Genomic DNA, 26,036 nt, shown 5'->3' with positions numbered 1-26,036 from the left:
TTATAAACTCAAATTTAAATTGACTGTATAGGTTTTGGTTCTCGGCTGCTGTCCAGTTGCAACCTCTGCATCAATACCGCGGAATTCCCCACTATTAATGGCAAATGGATTGCTCACACCTCCCCCAATGCTGATATTTTTACATTTCAATTTTTTAGCTAATTCAGGAGATAATGAATAGTTTATATTGATGTTATTGCAGCGGAAAGAAGATGCGTCTACGATACGGTCCGTACTGTAATTGTATAATTGGTAAACATTGGCCGTAGCCGTACCATTAGGCAATACAAATGTAGGAACGGTACTATCTGGCAGTCCTGGAATGGATGAAGTAGTATTGCTTTGTGTCCAGCGATCAAGTAACTGACGCGATAAATTTTGGTATTCAGTTGGAAGGTTATTAGTCAGCGTGTACAAAGGAGCCAGGAATTTTTTACCGCCGACCTGCAGATAAAACCCTGAGTTCAAGCTAAGCATTTTATATCTGAAATTCATACCAAACCCCGAAGTAAAATCTGGATCTAATTTTCCCACATAGGTCATAAAAGATGTCGGATCCTTCGGGTTGGCGCCTGGTGCAACAGATAAGTCAATAATCGGATAACCATTTAGAGGATTAACGCCCTTAAATCTGAATGCATAAAAAGCCGACACAGGCTGTCCCTCGATATTCAATGTACCAGCCGCAGCTGAAGTCCATCCGAGCAATTGGGAACCAGTTTTAGTCACACGGTTATTATTTTTAGAGGTATTGATCGTAACACTCCAATTAAAATCTTTAGTGCGTACCGGTACAAAACTTGCAGAGATCTCATATCCGGAATTTTTCATGGAACCACCATTTACCAACATCGACTCTACTCCATATTCCACCGCCACTGGCAAAGAAGTAATTAAATCTTTACCCCTTTTTTCATAATATTGTAAGGAGCCGACAACTCTGTTGTTAAAGATGCTAAAATCCAACGCCAGGTTCATGCTTGAATTTTGTTCCCACCGGAGATCCCCATAAGGCAGAGAACTTATAGCAAGAAGGCTTTCCCCTGTATAGATATCGGTGCCACTTGAAGCTGATGGAATCCTGAGAATCAAATCAGGACTTACATTGGTAGCAATATTCCGTTGATAGCCAAACGTTCCACTCACATTTAAGTTAGACAACCAGTTATTTTTGTTGAACCATTTTTCATTGGCAATATTCCACTTCAAACCTCCTGCCCAAACCGGGTTAAATTTTTCGTTACTGAACTGGCCGAAACGATTAGACCTGTCATTCCGAACACTCACATTCACTACGTAACGCTGATCATAGCTGTAGCTTGAGGTTAGGTACAATCCCATTGTATTAGTAAGCCGATCTGTGATGGTAGGAACAAATGCAGCGGGAAGGCCATTTACGCCGGTAGCGCCTGCTAATGTTAATACCGTAATCGGTAAGGGAGCAAATGTCTTTCCCTTATCTCGCAAGTATCCAAGTGAGGTGCTTCTAAATCCCGTATAAACGGTACTGTTAAATTCCTGCCCCAACATAAAAGACATCAAATGCTTTTTGTTCAACATCTTACTATAGGAAATACTATTACGCCAATTCCAAGTATTGCTACTGTTCTGATCCTCGTTGAACTCCCCGCCAACAGGCATTCTGCTCTGTTTATATTTAGCATCTGCAGGTTTGTACAAGCCATAATCGTATAATCTATAAGTACGAGCTATGTATTCTGATTGCTCTGTAGCATAAGATTCCCCGGTGGTAGCAGTATTATTGTAGCTAAATAAACTTTGAACTTTTAAGCCGTCAATGATCTCATAATTTGCATTTATGCTCCCATTAGCAGACAGCGTCTTATTGCTGTTGCCTGTATTGGCAAGTTCATTGATGACATTAAATGAATAACCATTATTGTTCTGATAGTAATTCAGATCCCCGGTTGGGGTATAGGCGCTAATGGCACGGTTAATACCTGTTGCATAGGAGTATGGGTTCACCGCATAAGACCCTGTTGTCGTGTTTTTCGAGGCAGATAGTCTGACTGCAATGTTAAACCTTTTGGAAACCTGCGAACTGAAAGACAGATTCCCGGTAAAGGCGGTAGCATCATTACCAATAGCTGAGCCTTTTGAATTACTATAGCCAAACGAGCTATAATATCTGTTAGTGAGGTTTCCTCCTGAAATACTCAAGTTATGATTGGTACTCACTGGAGTACGGAACAATAAGTCAAACCAATCAGTATTTACCGTTTCAAGATCGTGTACTCGGGTATTAAATTCATCGGCGCTTATGGTCTTTTTGTACATATAATCATTTAATGCGCCTGCATAACCTAGGTTACTATTCACAAAATTTGATACTAACCCGCGGCTGAATATCTCTCTGGAAACAGCTACCCGCTCTTTAGAGTTCATCATGTTTAGTTTATCATAATCCACCTGTTCAGTAGCACTGAATCTAGTAGAATAATTAATAGTCGCTGGACCAACCTGACCTTTTTTAGTTGTTATAACAATTACACCATTACCAGCCCTGACACCATAAATTGCTGTAGCTGAAGCATCTTTGAGGACGGTAATCTCTTCAATATCCTGAGGGTTGAGCCATCTGATGGAGTTGCCGACAAATGTTCTGATGTAATCAAAATTATCCTGAGTAATCTCACCATTGGCAGTTAATGTCTGCGACTTAAAGGGTAGCGGGTCTTCCTGTACAACTCCATCCACAACCCAAATTGGTTCAGCATTGCCGGACAATGTTGAGGTTCCACGTACCCGAACCCGTTGTCTGGTGCCAACTTCACCGCTTGTATTGGTAACCGCTAATCCAGTTAATTTCCCCTGAAGTGCTTGTTCAATTGTATTCACACCATCGAAATAAAGATCTTTGGCTTTCACTGTAGCTGTTGAACCAACTATATCCCTTTTAAGCAGTTGTTGGTATCCTGTATTGACCACTACTTCGTCTAAATTCAAAATTTTGTCTGCGAGCACTACATCAATCGTATTCTTACCATTAACCTTTACTTCTAAGGTTTCTTTAGTAACACTTGTAAAAACTAATATGGCATTTTCCTGCACATTCAAAAGGGTAAATGTTCCATTGATATTAGTAAAAGTTTTATTAGTGGTACCCTTTACTGTGACAGTGATACCAGGCAAAACATTTCCATCAATGCCAGTTACCTTTCCTTTAATCGTAATAGTATTGAAAAAATCGCTAATTCGATCGATTACAGACTTTTGTTTTTCATTTATAACAATGGTCCTTTCATTAACGATATATTCAAAGCGTTGATCCGCAAAACAAATCTTGAGTGTCTGCTCTAAGGAAGCTTTGTTTACATTTATATTAATAGGCTTTGCCAGTTGCATCAATTGCGTGTCGAAGACAAAATCATAACCTGTCTGCTTTCGTATTTCTACAAAAACACTTTCCAGTGATATGTTCTTTTTATTTAGGGTAATGTTCTGGGCGCGGGATGATGCGCTGACTTGCATGACAAGTGCAAATAATACGATGGTGGTTAAGCGCATAATCAGCAGAAATTTATTGATCCACCCGGAATGAGTGCCGGGCCATTTGGTATAAAATTTATACATTTGTTTGTGGTTTGGTCAGTTGATTGGAATTACAAGTTCATTTTTAATACCAGGCCATATCATTGAACCAGAAGTGTTAGCGCACTTCTGGTTATTTTCAGGGCCCGTGATTTATTGTGGTAAAATTATCTCATCACAGTTACCCTCCTTCCCTCAACTTTAAAATGGACTTTACCAGTAAGCTCCATTACTTGCAATATGGTAGAGATATTTTTTTCTCGTGAGACTATCCCTCCGAGCTTGAGATCCAAGGGGGCATCTTCTGTAAAAGCAACCTCTACATTATACCAACGGGCGATCTTTCTCATAGTGGACTGAAAATCCACAGCTTTAAGATTGATTTCATTTCTTTTCCAATCAAGAGCAGTTTCTGGATCAATATCTTCCAGTTGGATTTGACCCTTTATAAGCGAAGATTGCTGACCTGGCTTTAATACCCGGTTAAGATGATCAACTGTACTTATTTTCACCGACCCCTGCAGTAAAGTAGTTTTAACGGCACTTTCATCTGAATAGGCATTTACGTTGAAGTGTGTTCCCAGTACCTGTATTGACTGCTTTGCGGTATGCACGAAAAACGGACGTTCTTTCTGGTGGGTAACCTCAAAATATGCTTCTCCTTCCAGCTCCACATTACGTGCTTTTCCTCCAGTAAAATTAGCCGGAAATCTGATCGACGATTCCGAATTCAGATAAACCAGCGTGCCATCGGATAAAACAAGTTTATAACGCCCACCTTTTGGTGTCGAAAGTTCGTTATAGACTTGTTCATTCCCTTTTGCTAGGATCTCTAAGCCTCTATATTCTAATTGCCCATCAGCGGTTTGTAGGATGGAAACCCCTGATTCTTTATCCAACTGTTGATTTGTGGAGCCTTTCAATTCAATCACCTTTCCGTTTGAAAGTTTCAGAAAGGCGGTATTCCTTCCAGGTGGGATGTCGTTTTTAAATTCCGAGGCGTGAAAATTAAATAGTTGAGTTTTACTGTTGATAAAATATAAGCCTACAAAAACTAACACCATTGCTGCTGCGACTGGCCAGTAACGAAAAGAAACTGTAATATTTTTTCTTCTGGGTCTTAAAATGTTATCAGAAATGGAGCGGTCGAGCCTGTAAAGAATATTTTTTGTCTGGGGCAATGAATGATAGGCGAGGTCATCCTTTTGAAGCTCTATATTGATCATTTCAGCCAACTTATCATCCATTTCTAAAAGGTCAAAGCGGCTCAATAGTAGTTGCAACTCTTCCGAGTTACACTCATTATCCAGGTATTTCCGGTAAAGTGCGATGGTATCTTCGAGATTGTTCATTATGCTTGGTTTCTTGTAATACGTTTCTCAAACAAAAAGTACTTAGTCTAAACGAAAAAAAATATATAATTCAAGTATTTATCACTATAATTGATGGACCCAAACAAATTACACCATTTCTACCATGTTTTATCAGGACAATGGCACAAATTGACTCCATAGATGAAGAAACAACTCTTTTAGCACTGAAGAATGGGGACAAGTATGCCTTCGAAACGATTTATAATCGATATAAAACACCATTAACAGCAAATTTATTCAAGCTTCTCAAATCCGAAGAGCTAACTTTTGACATTCTGCAGGGACTTTTTTTGAAAATCTGGGAGAATCGTGAAAAGATCGATCCTGAGAAATCATTTAAATCCTATATTTTTCGCATTGCTGAAAATATGGTCTATGATTATTACCGGAAAGCAGCCCGAGATAAAAAAATGCAGGCAAAGATCATGGAGATGAGTACTGAAATATATTCTTATATTGAAGAAAATATGCTCATCAAAGAACACTCAAATATTCTAAAAGAGGCTGTCTTATTGATGCCACCACAGCGCCAGCGAGTATATACTCTTTGTAAGCTTGAGGATCATTCCTATAAAGAGGTTGAGGCAATAATGGGAATCGGTCCAAAGACAATAAATAGTCATCTGGTCCAAGCTAACAGGTTTCTCAAAGAATATTTCAGTAAAAATCAAGAACTATCCGCAATCGTATTGGTTTCAATCATAATTAAAGGAATTTGATAAGGGATAAGGATGCTGAGCAATCGGGAAGTCAATGACCTTCTAAATCAAACGTGATATCTCACAAAAGGCTTCAAGATTTTAAGCCATTTCATTCCAATATGCAAATAATCTAGTCACTCAACACGCCAGCCTTAAATAACATTTCTATTAAAAAGCCCGGAAATAGAAATCTTCCGGGCTTAAGGATTACCATCCTGGGTTTTGAGCTAAATTTGGGTTTAGTTGTAGCTGGCTAGTTGGAATTGGCAAAAGGTAATTTTTCTGTTCCCATTTCCTTCCGGACTCTATGATTAATTCTCCTGTAGAGGTCTTTGCAGTGGTACTGGCCGATGGCCAAGTGGTCTGAAATTCTGTACCTGTCCACCTGATTCCAAGCATATTCTGTGGCATTTCTGTTTCAGCAGTTTTCCACCGCTTTAGATCATCGATACGATAACCTTCCGCATAAAGCTCAATAGTTCTTTCACGCCTGATCTCGGTTCGCATGTCTAAACCATTTGCTGAAACAAAGGCATTGCTTAATTTTGGCATTGCTGAATTTACACGCTGACGAACCAGATTTAAAGAAATATCCAGGTCTGCATCTGATATAACTCCATCTCTTTCAAAGACGGCTTCCGCATAGGTCAACAGTACTTCGGCATAACGTATGACTGGAAAATCGTAACTCTCCTGTCCATCGGCGACCGCTCGCTCTGCAGCCCACTTTTGATTAGCATAACCGCTATTAAAATTCGGAACAAAGTTGAGGGTATTTGCACTTGCGCGATCCACGGCATCACCGGTCCAGGTCACTCTCGGCTTGTTATTCCTCCAAAAAGCCTTTTTCGGGGTCATTAGCGTATAGCCCATTCGTTTATCGCGGTCAATAAATTCAGTCTCCATATTTGCATAACCTCTGAAAAGAGGGGACTTCTCGATCGGCAAACCATCTTTGCTTAGGTACATGGTTGCGAACTTTCTAGTCACCCACCATACATTTGCGAAGGCAGTTTGAGTAATGTTCGTTCCAATAGTGCGGTTGGATTCATTATACCTATAAGACAACATGTATTCAGTATTCGCTGCTTTGTTAAGTCCTGCAGGATTAGATTTAGTATTTTCCAAAATAAAAAGATATTTCTGAGCAGAATCACCTAAAACCGCAGGCTTGAATAGACTGTATTCAGCACGAGTTATCACATTTTTAGCTGAAGAAGCTGCCTTCGTCAGTAAGGTGGCCGCACGCGAGGTATTGGATCTGAATTTTTGCCATGTACCTTCATATAAAGCTACTCTTGCCTGAAATGCCTCTGCAGCACTTTTACTTACTCGCCCTTCATCATTACCGCTTACGACAGCTTTTAATGGCAGACCCGCAACTGCCTCATCTAAGTCCTTTAAGATGAAGTCCGCTACATCCGAACGCGGATTTCTCGCTGCCATTAATTCTGGCGAATTGGTATCCAGCGGTTTATCGATAATGGTTGCGTCGCCGAAATCCTGTAACAGCTCGAAATAGGCATAGGCTCGGAAAAACTTAGCCTCAGCAACATATTGAGCAACTTCGGCAGGATTTGCATATTGGGACGCGCGAAAAATTAGCTCATTTGCGCTTCTGATCTGTATGTAGGGGTTATTGTATGCCGCGTCAGTAACGAGCAATCCATTTGTGCCATTACTAAAGACGTTCCTTGATGGAGAGGCGATCAAGTCTGAACGTAAGTCACTATGTATACCATCGAACGTAGCGGAACCGTAAGTTCTCAAAGCACTATAAAAACCATTCGCATATGTTTTAAAGTCTGAAGCATTTTTCCAATAGGTAATGGTTGATAATTGATCTAAAGGAACCAGATCAAGGGACTTTTTACAGCCCAGTTGAAGTCCAGATAAAATTAGCAAGAAGACTAACGTTTTATATATTTTTAAATTTTTCATGACCTTACAATTAAAATGTTGCACTTAAACCAATCGTTCCTGAACGGTAGAATGGAAACCTAGCTGTTCCACCAGTAACCAGTCTGGTTGCTTCAGGATCCCAGCCATCTTTAATTTTGGTTGTCTCCCATAAATCGGTACCGGTTGCATAAATTCTGAAATTAGAGAAGAGTTTGGTACGCTTTAATAATTCCGCAGGGATCGTATAACCAATAGTGATGTTTTTTAATCTCAAATACGCACCGTTTTCTACAGAAAATGTAGAAGCCTGATAATTGTAGTTATTAATCGCCCCAGTTGAACTGTAGCGTGGGTAAGTCGCTTCGGTATTCGTTGGCGTCCAATCTTTACCAATTGACTGGGTCGTGGTGTTTAAATATATCGCTGAGAAAGGCACTCTCCAGGTCGTTCCGTCTCTGAAGATGGTTCTTTTTCCTACACCCTGGAATATGGCATTAAAGTCAAAACCTTTCCATTGAAGGCCTGCATTGAAGCTATAGGAAACTCTGGGATCATCTGTTCCAAGGAATTTAAGATCGGATTGGTCCAGTTTACCATCTCCATTCTGATCCTTATACATATTATCTCCTAACTGGAGGCCTGTTGCCTGACCACTTCCTGTTGGCACCAAGGCAACTGAGCTCGCTGTATTCGCAAATTTCGCTTTGTAAGCATCTAACTGCGCCTGCGTTTGAATTCTTCCATCATATTCATACCCGAATACCGAGCCAATGCCGTAACCCTGAACGGTGGCATTATAACCTGCAGATGGAATGAGGTTCGCACCTCCAAAATTTATCAATTTATTTTTATTGTAGGTAACTGTTCCGCCTACGTTATAGCGAAATTCACCAACCTGATCACTCCAGTTTAAAAAGCCTTCGGCACCTGTCGTCCTTAGGTGACCAATATTTTGGGCCGGTGCGGAAGCGCCGAGTACTGCTGGGAATGCCTGGGCGAGAAGCATGTTCTTGTTCTCATTCTTAAATACTTCCACAGAACCTGTCAACCTATTTTTGAATAGACCAAATTCTACTGCAAGATTGTATTTCTGAATCTTTTCCCAAGTCCTGTTCAAGCTTACCAATGTTCCCGGCAGGGTAACTGTAGATACCAAAGAGGTTCCGAAGTAGGCAGCATTTCCATTGAGGTTCAATAAAGAAATATAGTCATACAAACCTATTCCACTCTGATTGCCCACTTCACCATAACTTGCCTTAAGCTTCAATTCACTGATCAGATTATTGTCTTTCAGGAAATCTTCCTGACTTATTCTCCATCCACCGGATACACCATAAAAAGGTTTCCATCTGTTATCCTGGTCAAATTTAGATGAACCATCATAACGGAGAACGGCCTCTAACAGATATTTGGATTTATAATCATAATTAAACCTTCCGAAATAGGAGCCTATCGCAAAATGGTTTTTTTGTTCAGAAACGGTTTGAACAGAAGAGCTTCCTGTTCCCTTTAGCACTTCGAGCTGGTTGTTTACATCAGTAACCTGTGAGGTCCAAAAATCAAACTCGTTACGTTCGTAAGATGTACCTGCGGTAACTGAAATATTATGATTTTTGTTAAACTGCTTTTTATATTCTAGGTAAGCATTTGCAGTATAATAATCTTCCTGATTAGTGGTTTTAAGTAGGAAGGTTGCGGACTGTCCAGGGTTGATATTTCCTGCTTTACTACCGGTATAATTGAACCATTGAATCGTTTTGTTGTGCTGCGTCCGAGTTGCCAAAGTTGGGTTGTAAGCAAGAGTGCCGACAAAATTCAAATCCTTGCTAATTTTGTAATTTAATTTTTCATTGATGGTAATTACGTTTACCCTTAATCGGTTTTCACCCCCAAGTTCTAGCAATGAAGTAGGGGCGTAATTCCCTCCCCATGCATATGGTGTACCATTTAAGCCAAGCTCAGGAAAACCAGGCAGAGGGTTAGTTGTAGATACCGCTGCTCCTACTTGCTGAGGCGCTACTTGGTCATTCCTTGTGTAGGAGATGTTTGATTCAATATTGAATCGGTCTGAGATCTTAAAGTCATTGACTAACCTAACGTTATAGCGCTTATTGCCGTTTTCACCCCATCTCAGCATACTACCTTGATCGAGATAACCCAAAGATAGCCTGTAACCTGCTTTCTCGGTTCGCCCTGAAAGACTCAAATTGTGTGACTGAGAAAATGCATTTCCCCAAAGCATATCTGTTATGGTTTTATCTGTGAAGAAAACATAATCATTCACATCTGCAAAGTTCGAGATGGGGTTGGCGACCTTTGTAAGATCTATTGAGGTTCCTAAATTTGCCAATGCTAATCTTCCATATTTTATCCATACATCATCATCTCCAAAACCATCATTTTGTCTAGCTCTTATTGCTCCATTAGCCCACTGCTCAACTGACATTAATTCAGGTTGCAAGCCTGGAGATTGAAAAGTGAAACTCCCGTCATATTGAACAACTGATTTTCCATTCTTAGCTTTTTTGGTAGTAACAATTACTACCCCTCCTGCTGCCCTTGCACCATAAATGGCAGCCGCAGCATCTTTCAAAAAGGAGATATTATCGATATCTGCAGGATTGATATGTCTTAATTCCCGGAAACTTGAAACGATAACACCATCGACGATCGTGAGCGGTTCGGTTGCATTTACAGAACTGGCACCCCTTAACTGGATGCTCCAGGCCTCGTCACCAGGTGCCGATGAAGAACGCGTAATAACTGCGCCTGGCACCTGACCCTGAAGGGCTTGTAGCGGACTTGGTAAAGCACCTTTATCCTGAAATGATTTCGCACTTACCGTTGAAATTGATCCGGTAAGCGTTTCTTTTTTTGCCGTACCATAGCCGACAACGACAACCTCATCCAGATCTTTATTTCCTTCCAACAGGGTTACCGTATAATTGCTCTTTGCCCCAATGTTGATTTCCTGGTCTTGAAAGCCTACATATGAAAATAACAAAACTGGACTAGTTTCTATCGAGGGGATTTTAATTGAAAATGAACCTTCAGAAGATGTTACAGTTACCGTTTGGGTATTTTTTAATTTGACACCAACACCAGGAATTGTCTCACCCTTAGCATCACGAACGACGCCTGTAACAGTTCTTTCCTGCGCAAAAGCAGTTAAAGAACTTAGCTGAAGAAACAGTAATAGCAAAATTACTATACCGTAATTTCCGATAAAAGGGAAATTAATTTTTATACGATCCTTAATCGCACGAAAATTCGTAAAGTTTTGTTTCATATTATTTGGTTAGGATTTGGATTTCAATATGTGATATTATCTCAGGCAGATTTATATTGTTGTTAGTTTATTCAGCGATATTAATCAGGTCGTATTTATATACTTATTAAAAATAATTTGTGATGATTCAAAGCATTAAATCAAGTCGAATTTTTCTTGGGATTTGACACCTAACATCTGAGGATTTATTTAAAATATGCTTTCGATTCATATTGTCTTCTTCAATAATGTTAAAAGAAATCTCATAAGTTTTTTACATTTGGCAAATCAAATATAAAAACCTAAACCGGTTTAGCAAAAAAACAAAATATTTTTACAAAAATATCAACAGAAGATATTGAAAGATATTCTACTATCAATAAAACGTTAACAATTTTATAAATGTCACAATAACGCTTATCATCCTAAGACTCATTATGCGTGACAATTATTGTCGAACGAGTAGATATATAACTGTTATAAACTGGCATTGATTAGTAGAAACTTATTAAAATTTGGGAGTTTATGCAATCGGATAGGTTTAAAAATTTAAAGTCTGGAAAATAGATACCTAATTACCAGACTTTATTCAAGTATTCTAAAAAGAGTGCTGACTTTATTGGATTGAAACTAATAATTGTAGACAATTATAAGCAGGCTTAAAGACATGTTATTCAATTTTTCCTTTAACGATAACAGTGGCGACTATTTTCATTGTACAATGTTATATAACAAACCATCTGCCATAAAGGGATTTCCATAGCCATTTCTTGGTGTTGGACCAACAGGGGTCGATTGCATTTGGCCTGCCATAATTTTGGTGTAAGAATTAATTGGCAGTAGCCTCAAGCGGGAATAAGCACGAGCAACCATATTACACACCGATCCCTGTTCTTTCGGCAACCCTCTAACTACATCAGAAATTTTGGACCATGGCCCCCATCCTGCCCTGCACCTATAGATACTTGGATCATAAGGTACATCCCCTCCTAAATTGTATTTGCACCAGTATTCCACTCCCGTTAATAAGCGGTTAGATCCTAATGTATATCCATCTAATCCCTGGTGGTACGCGATCTCAGCAACCCCCGCCAACATCTCATAAGATGACCAGCTATGTACCTGATCACGCCCCGATTCAACATTTTGTCCATTTTGTGCAATATTCTTAAAGAGCGAATAATCATTTGGACATCCAGCTGTAGAGTTAAAAGCGTTCCAAGCCGCATTGAATTTTGTTAAATCATCAGTAAATACGGCCAGAGCCATTGTGGCATAGATACAAGATGTACTAAAATTAGCGCCGTCTGCAGGATCAAAACCATCAATAGCTGGAAGAAATATTTTGGTCATCATATTCTTCGCACGTTTAATGTCCGTTTCATTCCATCCAGAATTGGTATAAGCAAGTAATTCTCCCGCCTGAGCCCATAGAGGCGCCTGAATCGCTACTAAGAGTTCTACGTCTGCTCCCCCAACAGAAACTAGCTTAGTTGACCAAGAATTTATGATGTTTATTGCGTTTGTAGTATATTTAACCTCGCCGGTGATATAGCCTAATAAGGCTTGCACATAGCAAGCTGTAGCGTCCCTCCCGTGCTCAGACCAGCCAGTGAGATTACTTGTTTCACCAGAACCAGTTCGGGATATATTTGGAAATGGTCCCTTCATCACATAGTTTAGATTCCCTGATGCAGACGCTTTAAGTGCAGCTAACTCCGATTTCCAAGGATCAACATTTTTATTTGCCTTGACAATGTTTAATTCATCGAGATTAGTAAGCAAGCCAGGATGAGCAATTTTTGTTAATGCATCTGCATTTAAGCCACTAATATTTGAATACTTCGCGGTTTCGGCTGGGTTTTCATCGGCTTTATTTGATACTCCAACATTGCTTTTATCGCAGCTCGAAGAGATTAGGAGCAATATAGATACCCCTAAAGTTAAAAATCTATTCATAATTATTGAATTATATTAATATTTAATCGATATTCTCTTTATAATGCACACTGTGAATAAGATGACAACAATAAATCTATTTAATACTCTTTTAAGGATTTTTTACCTCTCAAGTGATGGAATGACAATGCTTGCAATTATCAAATTTTAACATTGTTGCCATGCTCATACGAACCAGTGAGGTTGGTTATCTCAGCTGAACTGGCTTAGAGAATTGGAAAAGCACCTTTGATTACATATTTTAAATTACTTGAGAAAGGTATTTTAAATGCAGTTAATGGTGATTTCCATGAGTAAACGTTTTATTCCTTAGGACAGTCGAGCAAGCCAGTACTGAATGCTTACTTGCATAAATTGCTCCTCCGGCAACTTTATTTGCCGCTACCGTACTAGTTTTCGCAGATAAAAAGTAATAATGAGCAATCCAATACCATTTGAAATTTTTCACCATAATTATTTATTTAACATTTAAGTAAATATTCAATCCGGAATGCGTAGTAAAAATAGTATACCAAAAATTGATCAGTTGCTAAAAATCTCTTAATTAGTAAACATAAATCCTTGCATTATCTAAATTATTTTTAAAACTGGGGTAACAAAAACCCAATTTAAATCACCTACCCTGCCCATTGTAGATTGATCTTATCTTTTAACTTGACGAAGTGCTAAAATTTGCAATAAATCCAAGCGACTATATTGGATCTCCTATTGCTAGATTATAAAATTACCCTTTATCTGTTATAAAATTTTAGCGCTTAATAAATGTTTGGCAAACTAATTAAGTTGCGAATAAATTAAAATCCAAAGTGGAGTTAACTCAATATAGTATCAGTACTGCATGAAGTAAAAATATTTTTTCTTAAGCTTTCTCGACTAATATGCAATTTGATGAGGAATTCCATAATATGATACAGATTATTTATTTAAATTTTGCTTAATTTTATTGGATTAACCTCTTATCTAAATCATTCATGTTCTTAACAAATCTTAAATTATGGAACTTTCGGATCTTTGGCACCGATGGTTCTTTCGACCGCTCTAAGCCAAATTTATCACTTGATTTCAATGACGGTATTAATGTTCTGATCGGCGAAAATGACTCCGGGAAAACTGCCATCATTGACGCGATTAAAATAGTACTCAAAACGCATAGTGCAGAATGGATAAAAATCGAAGACGAAGATTTTTTTAAAGATGCCAATCACCTGCGTATAGAATGCCGTTTAAAAGGGATGAGCGATGAGGAGGCTAAGCACTTTACCGAATGGCTCGACTGGGTTACCGAGGGTACTACCGGAAAGCCATATCTGACAGTTTACTATGATATTTATCGTAGGGATGGCAAGATAATACCTGCCGATATTAAGGCAGGTATCGATGATACTGGACATATACTTACCGCCGAGGCAAAAGAAATGCTAAGGACTACATATCTAAGACCACTACGGGATGCCAAAAGTGAGCTTTCCCCAAAGCGCAATTCCCGCCTTTCACAAATACTCTATTCACATGCGGCTTTCAGCGATAAAAAAACACATCGGTTAATCGGTCTTGCGCAGACGCTAAATAAAGAGGTAACTGAATATTTCAAAGGAAAGGATGCAGCTGGCATGGATCTTCCCGCTGGTGACCTTTTAGGAAAGGAGGTTAAAAAGGTCATGGATACCTATCTCAACCAGTTTTCTAAGAAAAACACGGCTTTTAGGATGACCTCGTCAGACCTTAAAAGCATTTTGGAGTCTCTCTGCTTGCTTTTTGAGGATGGCTATAACCTGGGACTGGGCAGCCATAATTTGCTATGTATAGCATCAGAGTTATTACACCTTAAAAAAGGAAACTGGGATGGCCTGCGTCTTGGACTAGTAGAAGAGATAGAAGCTCATCTCCATCCGCAGGTTCAGCTTCAGGTGGTGGAAACCTTGAAATCCCATTCTAAGGATATGCAGCTCATCTTTACTACACATAGTCCCAATATAGGATCTAAGATATCACTGGAAAACCTGATTATGTGCCACAAAGGGGTGGCATATCCATTGGGACATACTTTTACAGAGCTGAATAAGGATGATTATAAATTTCTTGAAATATTCCTTGATACAACAAAAGCAAACCTGTTTTTCTCAAAAGGGGTAATCCTGGTAGAAGGCTGGGCAGAGGAAATCCTGGTGCCTGTTGTTGCCTCGGCAATAGGAATAAACCTTACAGAATGCGGCGTTTCAATCATCAATGTAGGCAGTACGGCTTATCTGCGTTTTGCGAAGATATTCCAGAGAAAAGAAGCGCCCTTGATGGAGATACCAGTAGCCATCATTACCGATGTAGACATCAGGACATATGATAAAAAACTGGCCATTGATGGTGCAGGTAAGCCCGTTCTTGATGGTGATGGAAAATCAACTTATGATTACCTGAAAAGAGATGCCGCAACGGTAAGGTCTGAAACAGCTGCAAAGCAGACGGCAATAGATAAATCAAAAGATAATGTAAAATATTTTATTGCAAACGATTGGACGTTAGAGTATAGCCTGTTCAAGTCTAAATGCATGTCCGCCCTTTTCAGTCAAATAGCCGAGAAGGTACACAGCAAAACAGATTGGGCGACGGATTTTGAGAAAAAACTCGCAGAAAAACTTATTGTCAAAAGCCTTGATAAAACCGAGATAGCCTATCTTCTGGCAAATACGTTACTCGATTTATTGGAAACAGACCCTGAAAGAGCGGCATCACCTTTAAAAGAAATAAATGAAGCTGATGGCAAAACCGATGCAATTGATTATATAATTCAAGCGATCAAACATGCTTCAGGAAATTAAGATCACAGATGACCAGGTGAGCTTGTCAGAAAAGTATCTGCTTCCTCAGGGAAAGAGCTTTGATGGAGAACGGGTGGCATTTATAAAGGATTTATCTACCCATGACCTTCATGCAGTACCCGGCAGCGGAAAGACTACGGCGTTGCTGGCAAAGCTTATTGCCCTTGAACAGCATCTTCCTTTTGCTGATAGGTCTGGAGTATTGGTTATTTCCCACACCAATGCCGCAGTCGATGAGATAAGACACAAAATTGGCCATATCTGCCCAAGGCTATTTGCCTATCCAAATTTTATTGGTACAATACAGGGATTTGTCGATACATTTTTGGCTGTGCCATTTTATAAATCATTATACCGCAGGCGTCCGGTGCGTATTGACGATGAGATTTACGATGAAAACCATTTTCCAGATTACAAGCTTTCAGCGTATCTGAATAATAGAGGTGACGGCAAAAAATTATTGTATAAGTATCGATTGGGAAAGGATGGGAAGTTGACCTATGAGCTGGAAAATAAACCATTTATTTTTCCTGAAACATCTGGAACTTATCAAAAAATATTAGCCATTAAAAGAGGACTACGGGAGAGTGGTTTTTTATGCTTTGATGATGCTTACATCCTCGCCCAGGAGTACCTAGAAAAATTCCCAGGGGTTATCAATATTTTAAGAAAGCGCTTCAGTTTTATTTTTATCGATGAGATGCAGGATATGGGTAAACACCAGTACGACCTACTTGAAACACTCTTCGGAAATGCTGCAGAAGTCGCTTATCAGCGTATTGGTGATAAGAACCAGGCCATATTCAATTCTGAATCAGAAATGCCGGACATCTGGCAAGAGCGTAATGTAAAGGAGCTGAATGGAAGCCACAGGCTACATCCCGCCGCCGCTTGTATAGTAGAGTCACTAGCTTTGAGCCCTATAGCTGTGGTTGGAAATAAGACCAATCCGGATGGATCTGCAATCGATATACAACCGGTGATGTTGGTATATGAAGATGATACAGCTAATGAGGTAATATCATGCTTTGCAGATGAAATAAAAAGGCTAGTAGAGGATGGAAAAATAGATCTAACCAGTGATAACGTGCATAAGGCAATAGCCTGGACGGCAGCAAAACCAGGAGACAAAGCCAATATGATAAAACTTAACCATTACCATGGTAGTTTTTCTAAGGAGCATGCAAAACTTAAAATCAATTATCCATGTTTAGAGGCCTATCTCCATTTTCACAATCAGGACTCTGGCAAGCTGGCCTCGATCAGAAAGAGCGTGCTTAACGGGATATTAAGAGTTCTTAGATTGGAAGAGGTGCTCAATCCAGAGACAGGTCGCTCCTTTACTAAAAGAAGCCTGGTAGATTGGATTAAAGATAAACATGCAGATTTTTACCGGGAATTCAAGCTGCAACTTTATCAGATTACGGCACTGAATATAGAACAGAAAAAAGTCGAAGCATTGAAGGCCTTGGTTAAGCTAGTCACCGAAATACTATCCAAACTGGGTAAGAGCATTAAAAAATCAAAAACCTTTATTGCCGAGAAATATGTTCCAGTTGTTGTTGCGACAAAAGAAGAACCAGATCAAAAAAACAATTGCTTTGTAAAAAGCGGAATTCACATTGAGGTGGCAACCGTTCATGCTGTAAAGGGACAAACGCATACAAGTACCCTTTATATGGAGAGTTTTTACCAGATCAATGTGGGTGGCAAAGGCCAATATGAGTCTTCCAGGGTTGCAGATCAGTTACAGGGAAGCCCGCTCGCTGCTGGGGCACATGAATATATCAAACAGTCCTTGAAAATGACTTATGTTGGATTTTCAAGAGCTACGCACTTATTGGGTTTTGCGGTACATAAGTCCCGTTTTGACACGCTGTACAGCGGGAAACCAAATATTGACCGCTGGAAAGTAATTTTTGTACCTGGCACCGAGAAAGCAGCTATAACTGCAGCTAAATAATTTATTCACAAAACTTTGAGTAATGATTTTTTATAATACAAATGGACTGCCAAGCGATGAGCCAAAACAGGATAAATTCTGGATAACAAAAGGGCCATCAGATTTTGTATTGAAGGAGAATGATTTGACACTCGATATAGAAACCCAGGCGATTTACTTAAGAAATCTTCTGGCAGAAAAAATATTCGGGAGTCAGCAGCGCTATTATGATCAGTTGCCGTTTGCCCCGATATGGCTTTCTATAGCCGGAATAGATTCTGACATCAAGATCTCTAGAGAGGAGTTTGAAAAACTCGTCGCCAAGGCAGATGAGCGCACTCTTAAGTTTTTATACTATTACGATATCTCAGCGCTGATAGGCTCCTTGGAAAACAGCGTACAGGAGGTGAGGCACCTGATGTGCGAGTTTTATCGGGAGCTAAATGAAAACTCATTTATGTTGATGCCAACACCTTTTGAGCAGGATATGGTCATGTTTGCCTCAGGACTTATGGTGACCCGGCTATTTAGTACAGTTAACCACATATTCATAGCCCTACATAGCCAGCTCGATTTTATCACAAAAATCTGCTATGAGCTGGAGCACATAGATACAAATTACAATGAGTATAAAAAACTCAAATCCGCAAAAATACTATTTGGAGATGCAAAGCGGTTAGGCTTAAATGACAAGCCCGATACACTATTCACCGATTCGGTGAACGTTAAGATTATTCAGACACTGCGCAATGAAATTATCCATAATGCGTCATTTGAGGATGTACAAAAAGTGTTTCAGGTATTTGAATCAGGCGTAATGGTTGAAAAATTTATCCTATTGCCAGATTTTGAAAATGGAATTATCAAAACGTTTAAAAACAGGAAGCGATTTTTTGACCAGGAAGTCAAGCTCAACGAGATATTGCCGGAACTTATTTTTGATTTCTGGAAGCGCTTGCACAGAACCTTAAAAGTGCTCATCGATGACTCCCAATCCTAAAGCTACCTTCTAACCATTCATACTAAATAACTATTTTAGAGACACTAAAAATAACCTTAACATCATAATGCTCAAAAAGGATATACACACATTAACATTTAAAGACATCAATGAGCTTTTCTACCGGGGTGCCCTGGTAGAGAGCGAGACCATAGAACTTAAGCGCCAGTTGTCATTGGACAAAAACGGAAAGATAGAAAATAAGGAATTTGCGAAAGATGTTTCCGCCATGGCCAATGCACAAGGTGGCCTGATCATTCTTGGTATCGATGAAAAGATGCAGGAAATCTGCGGCGTAGACGTTAAAATGGGCAATCAGAAAATAGAGGACTGGATCAGCAATGTGCTTAATGACCTCATAGATAAAACCATCAGCTACCACTTGCACCAGATACCTGTTAATGAAGACGAATCGTTAAAGGTCGTTCTCCTTCAAGTAGCAAAGGGAACAGAAAAACCCTATTATGTAATTGCGGATAAAAAAAGCCTGCCTTACATCCGCAAAGGGAGCTCGGTGTTTGCAGCCAAACCAGGAGACATCAGGGAAATGTACAAACAGACCATGCTTCAGGAAGTAGAAACAAGCGAAAAAGTTGTTGTTAAACAACAGGCAAAGGGCAAACATATCCAGCAGATCGGCCAAAATTTTGGCAGCATCATCACTACTGCTAAAGTTCAGCAGGTTACCGAGGTGGTTTATGACAAGGAAATTAATATCACCGATGAGCAGGCAAAGCAGATAAAAGACAAAGTAGAGGAGATAGTTGGTATACATGATAGTGCTGGCAAATTTAAAACCAGCGCAGATAAGGGTCGCTTTTTTGCCACAACCTGGAGCGGGATAAAGAATAGATTCAGTGTTACTAAATATAATTTGTTGCCAAAAGATAAGTTTGAGGATTGTATGCAGTGGCTACAGTCGCAGATTGCTTCAAAACATCGGCCCATACTTCGCAAACATAACAACCCGGCCTGGAAGAACACCATGTATTCAAGTATCTATGCAAAATCAAGGAGCGACTGGAAGATGGAAAAGGAAGAGCTGTATGAGTTCGCCTTCAAAAAATTAAAGCTTAAAGGGACCATTTCTTCTTTAAAGGACCTTAGTGATGTGAATCTTAAAAAGCTTTACGGTTTGCTGTTTTCCACCTGATAGATTCCCCTTACCTAATTTAGATATAATTGAAAACATTTTCCTCCATAAAACAATTACTGAGCATACTCAGCCGGGAGCAGAGACTCATCAGCGAGATATTTGAAAAGCGAAAACAGCTAGCCTATAAATATGACCATGCCATGGAGGTATTGGAATATAATGAGGATAAGTTATTGAGCCTGATTGAATTTGCAGTACTGCGCCAAAATGGACCTTTTCTGGAGTTGGATGACCAGTTTCTGCAGTTTTTTGAGCAGATACTGGAAGTGAATGAAGATATCAACGTATCATATATCAATGAGAATTTGCTGGCCATCCATCAGAATATTGTTTACTATCTTCAGGAAAATAGTGAAACCAGGCGATATCATTACCTCCGGCAAGTTAAGAACGCCTTTAGGAAAATCGGCATCATTGCCATTCGTAATGTAGTTGACTTAAAAAGGAATATAGACAATACCTTTAAAAACGAGCCAAACTATAAAGTAAAGAAGGCAAAGTTGGAGCACCTGGATATCAAGCGCAATGATATCTCCAACCTAATAAATCTAACAGATAAGCTGATCTCGGGCGAAGAAGAACAGACATTTTTCAAAGTCGCTACAGATGAAGAACTGCAGCGGATTATCCAGATTCTAAAGAGCCAGCTTAATACCTGCAGGCATAACCTTATTGATAATCAAAAGCAAATCATAGAGTATTTGAACAGGCTTCGGGCCCAGAATATAATGGTTGAGAAAATCCGCCAGCTCAAATACCTTAAAGACCAGTTTGAGCTTAGGACCCGGACAAATATCGAACAGGTACTGGAATCTGAAAATCCCCTGCTGTTTGAGCCCAATCCATCCTACTCGCTAAAACTTTCCCTTGATCAACTACAAGGCGATGATAATAGTCTTGAGCTTATCAGAAAAGTTCACGGTAGGCAGAGATCCGGAAAGGCAATTAAACAGTCCGTTGCAGATACCGATCTAAGCGAATACCTCGATTCAGAATCAGAACAGGTTCTTCAGGTTAATCTCGAGGAGGTTAAAAACAGCTTTCTTGCGGGTAGTAATAACCTATTTGATTTTTTGCAGACTTATGATTTTGGGATGGACCTTAGCTTTGAGAAGCGGCTAACAGTGTACTGCCAGCTGATCTCTCAGTACGACATCCATTTTAGGCTTACTGAGACCTATCAGGTCAAACAAGGAACAGAATATTTAATGATATATCCCGAATAATATGAGCACAATACCAAAACAATCCTCCGACATATTCGAAATTCTGAGCAAGGGACAGTTCATCTGCTCCAATAGCACCAAAGACTATATCCGAAAGCTATATCTGGTGATAAGCGAAGATTTTGATGCCTACTATGAGTATTTTGCAGGCATTAACATGATTATTGAAGAAGGGGATGAATTCTACCATTTCGTACGCTCGGAAGTACGGGCAGAAGTAGAGCGCAAGCTTGAAATTGTTATGAAATGGATTGATATTATCGACTTTCTAAAAACATTCGATGTCAGCTTCGGTTCAGGCACACGCTTTAGAGCGGCAGATATATTGGCAAGACTGAGTGTCGACGCAGATCTGAAGAGCAAATTGGAAGGCCTTAAAAAATATGCTCCAGGTAAGGATAGGCATTCAGATATTATGGAAAAAGTTCTTGATCTGCTAGAGAAGGAGAATTTCATTGAAATTGAAAATGACATATCACAAGAGTATAAGACGCTGGCATCGTTCGCTTACTTAGAAAAATTAGTGCTGATTATTAACATCCCTGAAGAGATACAGAATGAGATACCTCAATAAGATTGTGTTTATCAATAGCGCCAATATCGCATACGGTGAGATTGGCATTGCCGGAAATGTGCACTTTATAGGAACACAGGGTGTAGGTAAGAGTACCTGCCTTCGTGCCATACTGTTTTTTTATAATGCAGATAAGCTAAGGCTCGGAATCGAAAAAGGAAAACGCTCTTTTGATGACTACTACCTACCCCATGGAAACTCTTTCATTATTTATGAGGTTAATACAGAGATGGGTGCATATTGTGTGTTGGCTTATAAATCTCAGGGGAGGGCCGCCTTCAGGTTTATCGATGGAGCCTACAATAGAAATAATTTCATAGACCAGGATAATAAGGCAATGCTTTGGGATAAGGCCCGAAATACCTTTTCAAGAGGTTCCGCCTATAGTCGAAAAATTGAGCGTTATGAAGAATATCGTGACATCCTGTATGGAAACAATAAGGGGTTGCCGCCGCAGTTCAGAAAATATGCGCTAATAGAAAGTAAGTCCTATCAAAATCTTCCTCGAACGATACAGAATGTATTTTTAAATTCTAAGCTGGAGGCCGAGTTCATTAAACAAACCATCATTATGTCGCTTAATGAGCAGGATGTTAGCATTGACCTCGACCAGTATGCACTGCATTTAAAAAACTTCGAACAGCAACTGGCAGATATAGGAAAATGGACTGAACAAAATAGGTCTGGGGAAGTTGTCGTCCGCTTTCTTGCTGCGAATATATCATCCCTACACAAGACCGTGGGCTTCTTGTTAAACGAAAAACAGCAGTTCGTGCAGTCACTTATCAATTCACATTCTGCCCTGGAACAGGCGCATCCAGGATTGGTCAAACGACTTGACCAGCATAATGAAAAACATGTGTTGGCTGTGAAAAAGGTTCAAGAAGCTGATGATAAGTTCGGCGAAAAGAAAGCTAAAATAACGAGAGAAATCACCCTGATGGATGCCAAACTATCCGAAGCCAGAAGTAAGAGCGATGATTACCAGAAGATAGATATAGCGGGCATAATCGAGCGTGTATCCAAGAAGTCTTCGTGGGAAAATAGAAAAACCAATATCCAAAAAGAAAGCGATCTTCTCTCCTTTCGCTATCAGGAGATTACCGCCAAATATGCAGCCTTGCTCCTTCAGCTAAGTAATCAATTGGAACAATTTATTAATGAAAAAGATAGAGAAGGTAATAACAGAAAATCATCATCCTATCAAACCAAGGATGATATTGGGAAACTATACGAGAAAATTGCCACAAACATAGAACTCGAGCATGCCGATATTAAGACAAACGCAGAACTTGTGGTAAGTGAAAAGAAGGAAGCCATACATGAATTGGAATTAAAGAAAAAAGAGGCTGAGTTAAAACGTTGGTTTGAGCTTGAACTAGCAGCTGTGCATAAGGTAGTTGCTGATGCTGACAAAGAATTAATGTCTATAAAAACAGATAGAACGAGTAGTAAGGCACAGATTGAATCTCTTCAGAAAAGCTGGAGCCTTGATGGTAAAATGCTTGAAGTTGATTTTGTATCCCGGCGAGACAGACTTAATGAACAAATTGCTGCAGCCAACATAAAAATTGATGAGCGTAAAACGATCATAGAATCCAGCCGCAATTCGCTCTACGAATGGCTGCATGAAAATAAGCCGGGCTGGGAAGATAATATTGGCAAGGTTATTAGCCAGCAGTCGGTATTGTTCAAGTCCGGGCTGTCACCGAAGAGTATTACAGGTGACGCGAATCTGTTTTACGGAATTGAGCTCGACCTTTCTTCCATTGATACGGTCGTTAAATCAATTGCTGACTATGAGCAGGAAATCCAGCAGTTTGCTGAGGAAATTATTGCATATAAGGCATCGCTAGCAGTTCTCGCGGAACAACAGGTCGAAGAAAATGAAAAGCTTAAAAGGAAATATCAACCTCAGATCAAAACACTAAAGGATTTGATAGCCAGAAGAGAATACGACGAGGCAAAATATACTCAACAGCGAGAAGTTGCCATTCTTGACAGGGATGAATGGCAAAGAAAGGCCGAATCAGAGCAAATGGCAGAGTTAGTAAATATCAAAGTTGGAATGCATCGTGCTAGCGAAGAAAAAATTTTGGCTGACGAACAGCTTCTTACAGTACAGAAAAATATAAAACGGCAACTCGAGGATAAACGGCGTGAAAGAGACCAAAAGATCTTGGCCGAAGATATGGAACTCGCCCAAGTTTTGAATTCAATACAAATCACTATTGATGTTGAGAAGAGCAAATTTGAAATCCGTGAAAAGCAGATTTCCACCCAGAAAAAAAAGGATTTAGAAAGTGAGGGAGCTGATGTTGAGCGCATCAGCCAGATTGAAATCGAGCTGGCAGAAATAGACAAAGAACTTTACTACATAGATAGCAACAGAGATAAGGTAGCTGAATATAATAAGGATAAACGAGAGCTCTTTGATCATATAGATGATTTCAAGTCAAAGAAAAAACTCGCCGAGGCGAAACTCTCTCTCGAACAGGAGCGTCATGAGACTGCGAAACTTAAACTTCAGGAAAGTGTCAATGTTTTGAACATACTTATATCATCTATAGAAGGGGAACTGCGCGATATGACCGAAGACTTGGAGGCCTTTGAAGACTTTTGTAAAACTGATGTTTACCTTTTGCTTAGTGCAGATGCCCAGATTACAGGAAAGCAAGTCGAAGTGAGCCTGCGCTTGACCAAACTTATCGCTTCTATCTACGAAAAAATTAATGAGTCGAGTTTGCGTATGAATGAGTTACGTGGCAGCGTTAATAAATTTCTCAGCAATTTTTCAGCTGGAAATATTTTTGGATTTGAAACCAGTCTTGCTGATGATGCGGATTATCTTCGTTTTGCAGATAACCTCAGCGAATTTTTAGAAGAAAATAAAATTGAGGAGTATGAGAAACGTACTAACGAACTTTTTGCAAGCCTCATTTTTCAGGTCGGAAAAGAGACAACAGAGCTGGTATCTAAAGAAAGTATAATAAGCAAAGTGATTTTTGAAATCAACCGCGATTTTGTGGAACGCAATTTCGTGGGAGCGATCGGGGAAATAGAGCTTAGGGCATCACCAAGTAAAAGCAAGCTGGTTACATTGCTCCAGGAAATTAGGACTTTTAATGATGAATATGCTACTAGCTTGGGCGGAGCGAACTTGTTCAGTAATAATGATTCAGCCCAGAACAATAAGAAGGCGGTAAGTTATCTTAAAAGCTTTGCAGCAGAAATTTCGGCATCGAAACAGAGTGAAGTGACTCTTTCGGATACTTTTGAGCTGCGGTTTAGGATTGAAGAGAATGGTAATGATAGTGGATGGGTCGAGAAATTGACTAATGTTGGTTCAGAGGGTACTGATGTGCTGGTGAAGGCAATGATCAATATTATGCTGTTAAACGTATTTAAGGAAAACGCCTCTAGAAAATTCAAGGATTTCAGGTTGCATTGCATGATGGATGAGATTGGAAAACTGCATCCTAACAATGTAAAGGGAATTCTAAAATTTGCAAATGATCGTAATATCGTGCTAATCAATAGCTCGCCAACGTCCTACAATGCGGTTGATTATAAGCATACCTATCTGCTAAAAAAAGATAGTAACCATGCTACCGTTATAAAAAGATTAATAACCAATAATATCACCAATGGAAATTAGTGGTGCATTAGCAGATAAATTATTGAGATTGGCAAACGGTGAACGTCTGCCGTCCAATACACTTCGGAGCGAAGTGGTTTCAGAGCTTATCGCGGAGGGCATTATCTTGGATCAGAGAAAAGGGCGTCAGAAGAGTCTACTATATATAGCTGATGCTAGAGCCCTATTTGCTTTCTTGAGCAATCATTATGCGATAGAGGACCTAAGTGCTTATGCTGCTGTTCTTCGAACGAAAGAATTGTCCCGAGCAGAGCTTAGCCGTGGGACATCGGATTCAAAGCTAAGGGCGGTTAGAACGTTCAAGGGATTTTTGGTGAATAGCTTTATGCCAATCCCTGCTTTGCTAGATGGAGAGCGGATAAATATTCATCCGCAGGCAGGAACATTCCAGTTTATCTACCGATACGAAAATTTCATCCCTGACCCAAGCGTGGTGATCGTAAATGTTGAAAATGCCGAAAATTTTAGCAGCATTAGCTTCCAGAAATCACTCTTTGAAGGAATTTCTCCCCTGTTTGTAAGCCGATATCCGCAAAATCAAAGTAAGGACTTGCTGAGATGGCTTCACGGCATCCCTAATGCTTATCTTCATTATGGGGATTTTGATTTTGCCGGTGTGAATATCTACCTTAATGAATATAAGCGCTCACTTGGCGACCGTGCTAAATTTTTTATCCCATATAACCTTGAAACGCTTATCTCCAATTTTGGTAACAGAAAACTTTACGACATACAAAAGCCCAACTTTGATATTACTGGAATTGAGGAGCATGGCATTCTAGATCTCATCAGGCTTATTCATCTATATAAAAAGGGGTTGGAACAAGAAGTTTTGATTGATCATACCTAACAGTAATCCATTAAGAATTTATTTGATAGCACCTCTTTAAACGCAATGCAAATAAAAATTCA

14 protein-coding genes are annotated in these 26,036 nt (G+C 39.6%); 9 read left to right on the top strand and 5 right to left on the bottom strand.

Going from position 1 to position 26,036, the window contains the following annotated elements; all coding sequences use genetic code 11:
- Entirely contained in the window at positions 1–3,594 is a 3,594-nt protein-coding gene (locus AC570I_RS04130) for a SusC/RagA family TonB-linked outer membrane protein (protein ID WP_497404465.1), read from the bottom strand.
- A 125-nt stretch (positions 3,595–3,719) separates the two neighbouring features.
- A complete protein-coding gene (locus AC570I_RS04125) occupies positions 3,720–4,904 on the bottom strand; it encodes a FecR family protein (RefSeq protein ID WP_497404464.1) in 1,185 nt (394 codons plus the stop codon).
- Positions 4,905–5,044: 140 nt separating this feature from the next.
- On the opposite strand from AC570I_RS04125, the gene AC570I_RS04120 reads away from it, so the two are divergent.
- Positions 5,045–5,644: an RNA polymerase sigma factor gene (locus AC570I_RS04120; protein ID WP_497404463.1), complete on the top strand. Its 600-nt coding sequence runs from the start codon at positions 5,045–5,047 to the stop codon at positions 5,642–5,644.
- A 189-nt stretch (positions 5,645–5,833) separates the two neighbouring features.
- Here the strand turns inward: AC570I_RS04120 and AC570I_RS04115 are convergent, their stop codons facing one another.
- The 3 genes from AC570I_RS04115 to AC570I_RS04105 form a co-directional block, all read right to left on the bottom strand.
- Positions 5,834–7,567 (bottom strand): RagB/SusD family nutrient uptake outer membrane protein, encoded by a 1,734-nt coding sequence (locus tag AC570I_RS04115; RefSeq protein ID WP_497404462.1) that lies wholly within the window; start codon positions 7,565–7,567, stop codon positions 5,834–5,836.
- 10 nt (positions 7,568–7,577) lie between these two features.
- Positions 7,578–10,817: a SusC/RagA family TonB-linked outer membrane protein gene (locus AC570I_RS04110; protein ID WP_497404461.1), complete on the bottom strand. Its 3,240-nt coding sequence runs from the start codon at positions 10,815–10,817 to the stop codon at positions 7,578–7,580.
- A 690-nt stretch (positions 10,818–11,507) separates the two neighbouring features.
- Positions 11,508–12,755, bottom strand: coding sequence for an alginate lyase family protein (locus AC570I_RS04105; protein ID WP_497404460.1), 1,248 nt, complete (start codon positions 12,753–12,755; stop codon positions 11,508–11,510).
- A 971-nt stretch (positions 12,756–13,726) separates the two neighbouring features.
- On the opposite strand from AC570I_RS04105, the gene AC570I_RS04100 reads away from it, so the two are divergent.
- The 8 genes from AC570I_RS04100 (at position 13,727) to AC570I_RS04065 (ending at position 25,974) form a co-directional block, all read left to right on the top strand.
- Positions 13,727–15,568: an ATP-dependent nuclease gene (locus AC570I_RS04100; protein WP_497404459.1), complete on the top strand. Its 1,842-nt coding sequence runs from the start codon at positions 13,727–13,729 to the stop codon at positions 15,566–15,568.
- Positions 15,552–17,531 carry a UvrD-helicase domain-containing protein gene (locus AC570I_RS04095; RefSeq protein WP_497404458.1) on the top strand — a complete coding sequence of 660 codons (1,980 nt, stop codon included), beginning with the start codon at positions 15,552–15,554 and terminating at the stop codon, positions 17,529–17,531. Before AC570I_RS04100 ends, AC570I_RS04095 begins: the two co-directional genes overlap by 17 nt.
- A 22-nt stretch (positions 17,532–17,553) precedes the next feature.
- On the top strand, positions 17,554–18,510 hold the full coding sequence (locus tag AC570I_RS04090; protein ID WP_497404457.1) for a hypothetical protein: 957 nt from the start codon (positions 17,554–17,556) through the stop codon (positions 18,508–18,510).
- Positions 18,511–18,577: 67 nt separating this feature from the next.
- Entirely contained in the window at positions 18,578–19,663 is a 1,086-nt protein-coding gene (locus AC570I_RS04085; protein WP_497404456.1) for an RNA-binding domain-containing protein, read from the top strand.
- Positions 19,664–19,692: 29 nt separating this feature from the next.
- Positions 19,693–20,892, top strand: a complete 1,200-nt coding sequence (locus AC570I_RS04080) for a hypothetical protein (RefSeq protein ID WP_497404455.1) — start codon at positions 19,693–19,695, stop codon at positions 20,890–20,892.
- A gap of 1 nt (position 20,893) precedes the next feature.
- Complete coding sequence (locus tag AC570I_RS04075) at positions 20,894–21,466, top strand: condensin complex protein MksE (RefSeq protein WP_497404454.1); 573 nt, start codon at positions 20,894–20,896, stop codon at positions 21,464–21,466.
- Entirely contained in the window at positions 21,450–25,124 is a 3,675-nt protein-coding gene (locus tag AC570I_RS04070) for an ATP-binding protein (RefSeq protein WP_497404453.1), read from the top strand. The genes AC570I_RS04075 and AC570I_RS04070 overlap by 17 nt, the downstream gene beginning before the upstream one ends.
- Positions 25,114–25,974: a DUF7281 domain-containing protein gene (locus tag AC570I_RS04065; protein ID WP_497404452.1), complete on the top strand. Its 861-nt coding sequence runs from the start codon at positions 25,114–25,116 to the stop codon at positions 25,972–25,974. Before AC570I_RS04070 ends, AC570I_RS04065 begins: the two co-directional genes overlap by 11 nt.
- The last annotated feature ends 62 nt before the right edge of the window (positions 25,975–26,036 follow it).

This window comes from Pedobacter sp. A2324 (assembly GCF_059693705.1).
Note: the sequence above shows the minus strand (reverse complement) of the source record. Positions and strands in the feature narration are given on the sequence as shown.

Coding starts and splice junctions, on each gene's coding strand:
- AC570I_RS04070 (WP_497404453.1), top strand. CDS start 21,450: ATGAGATACCTCAATAAGATTGTGTTTATCAATAGCGCCAATATCGCA.
- AC570I_RS04075 (WP_497404454.1), top strand. CDS start 20,894: ATGAGCACAATACCAAAACAATCCTCCGACATATTCGAAATTCTGAGC.
- AC570I_RS04115 (WP_497404462.1), bottom strand. CDS start 7,567: ATGAAAAATTTAAAAATATATAAAACGTTAGTCTTCTTGCTAATTTTA.
- AC570I_RS04125 (WP_497404464.1), bottom strand. CDS start 4,904: ATGAACAATCTCGAAGATACCATCGCACTTTACCGGAAATACCTGGAT.
- AC570I_RS04065 (WP_497404452.1), top strand. CDS start 25,114: ATGGAAATTAGTGGTGCATTAGCAGATAAATTATTGAGATTGGCAAAC.
- AC570I_RS04085 (WP_497404456.1), top strand. CDS start 18,578: ATGCTCAAAAAGGATATACACACATTAACATTTAAAGACATCAATGAG.
- AC570I_RS04090 (WP_497404457.1), top strand. CDS start 17,554: ATGATTTTTTATAATACAAATGGACTGCCAAGCGATGAGCCAAAACAG.
- AC570I_RS04095 (WP_497404458.1), top strand. CDS start 15,552: ATGCTTCAGGAAATTAAGATCACAGATGACCAGGTGAGCTTGTCAGAA.
- AC570I_RS04120 (WP_497404463.1), top strand. CDS start 5,045: ATGGCACAAATTGACTCCATAGATGAAGAAACAACTCTTTTAGCACTG.
- AC570I_RS04105 (WP_497404460.1), bottom strand. CDS start 12,755: ATGAATAGATTTTTAACTTTAGGGGTATCTATATTGCTCCTAATCTCT.
- AC570I_RS04100 (WP_497404459.1), top strand. CDS start 13,727: ATGTTCTTAACAAATCTTAAATTATGGAACTTTCGGATCTTTGGCACC.
- AC570I_RS04110 (WP_497404461.1), bottom strand. CDS start 10,817: ATGAAACAAAACTTTACGAATTTTCGTGCGATTAAGGATCGTATAAAA.
- AC570I_RS04130 (WP_497404465.1), bottom strand. CDS start 3,594: ATGTATAAATTTTATACCAAATGGCCCGGCACTCATTCCGGGTGGATC.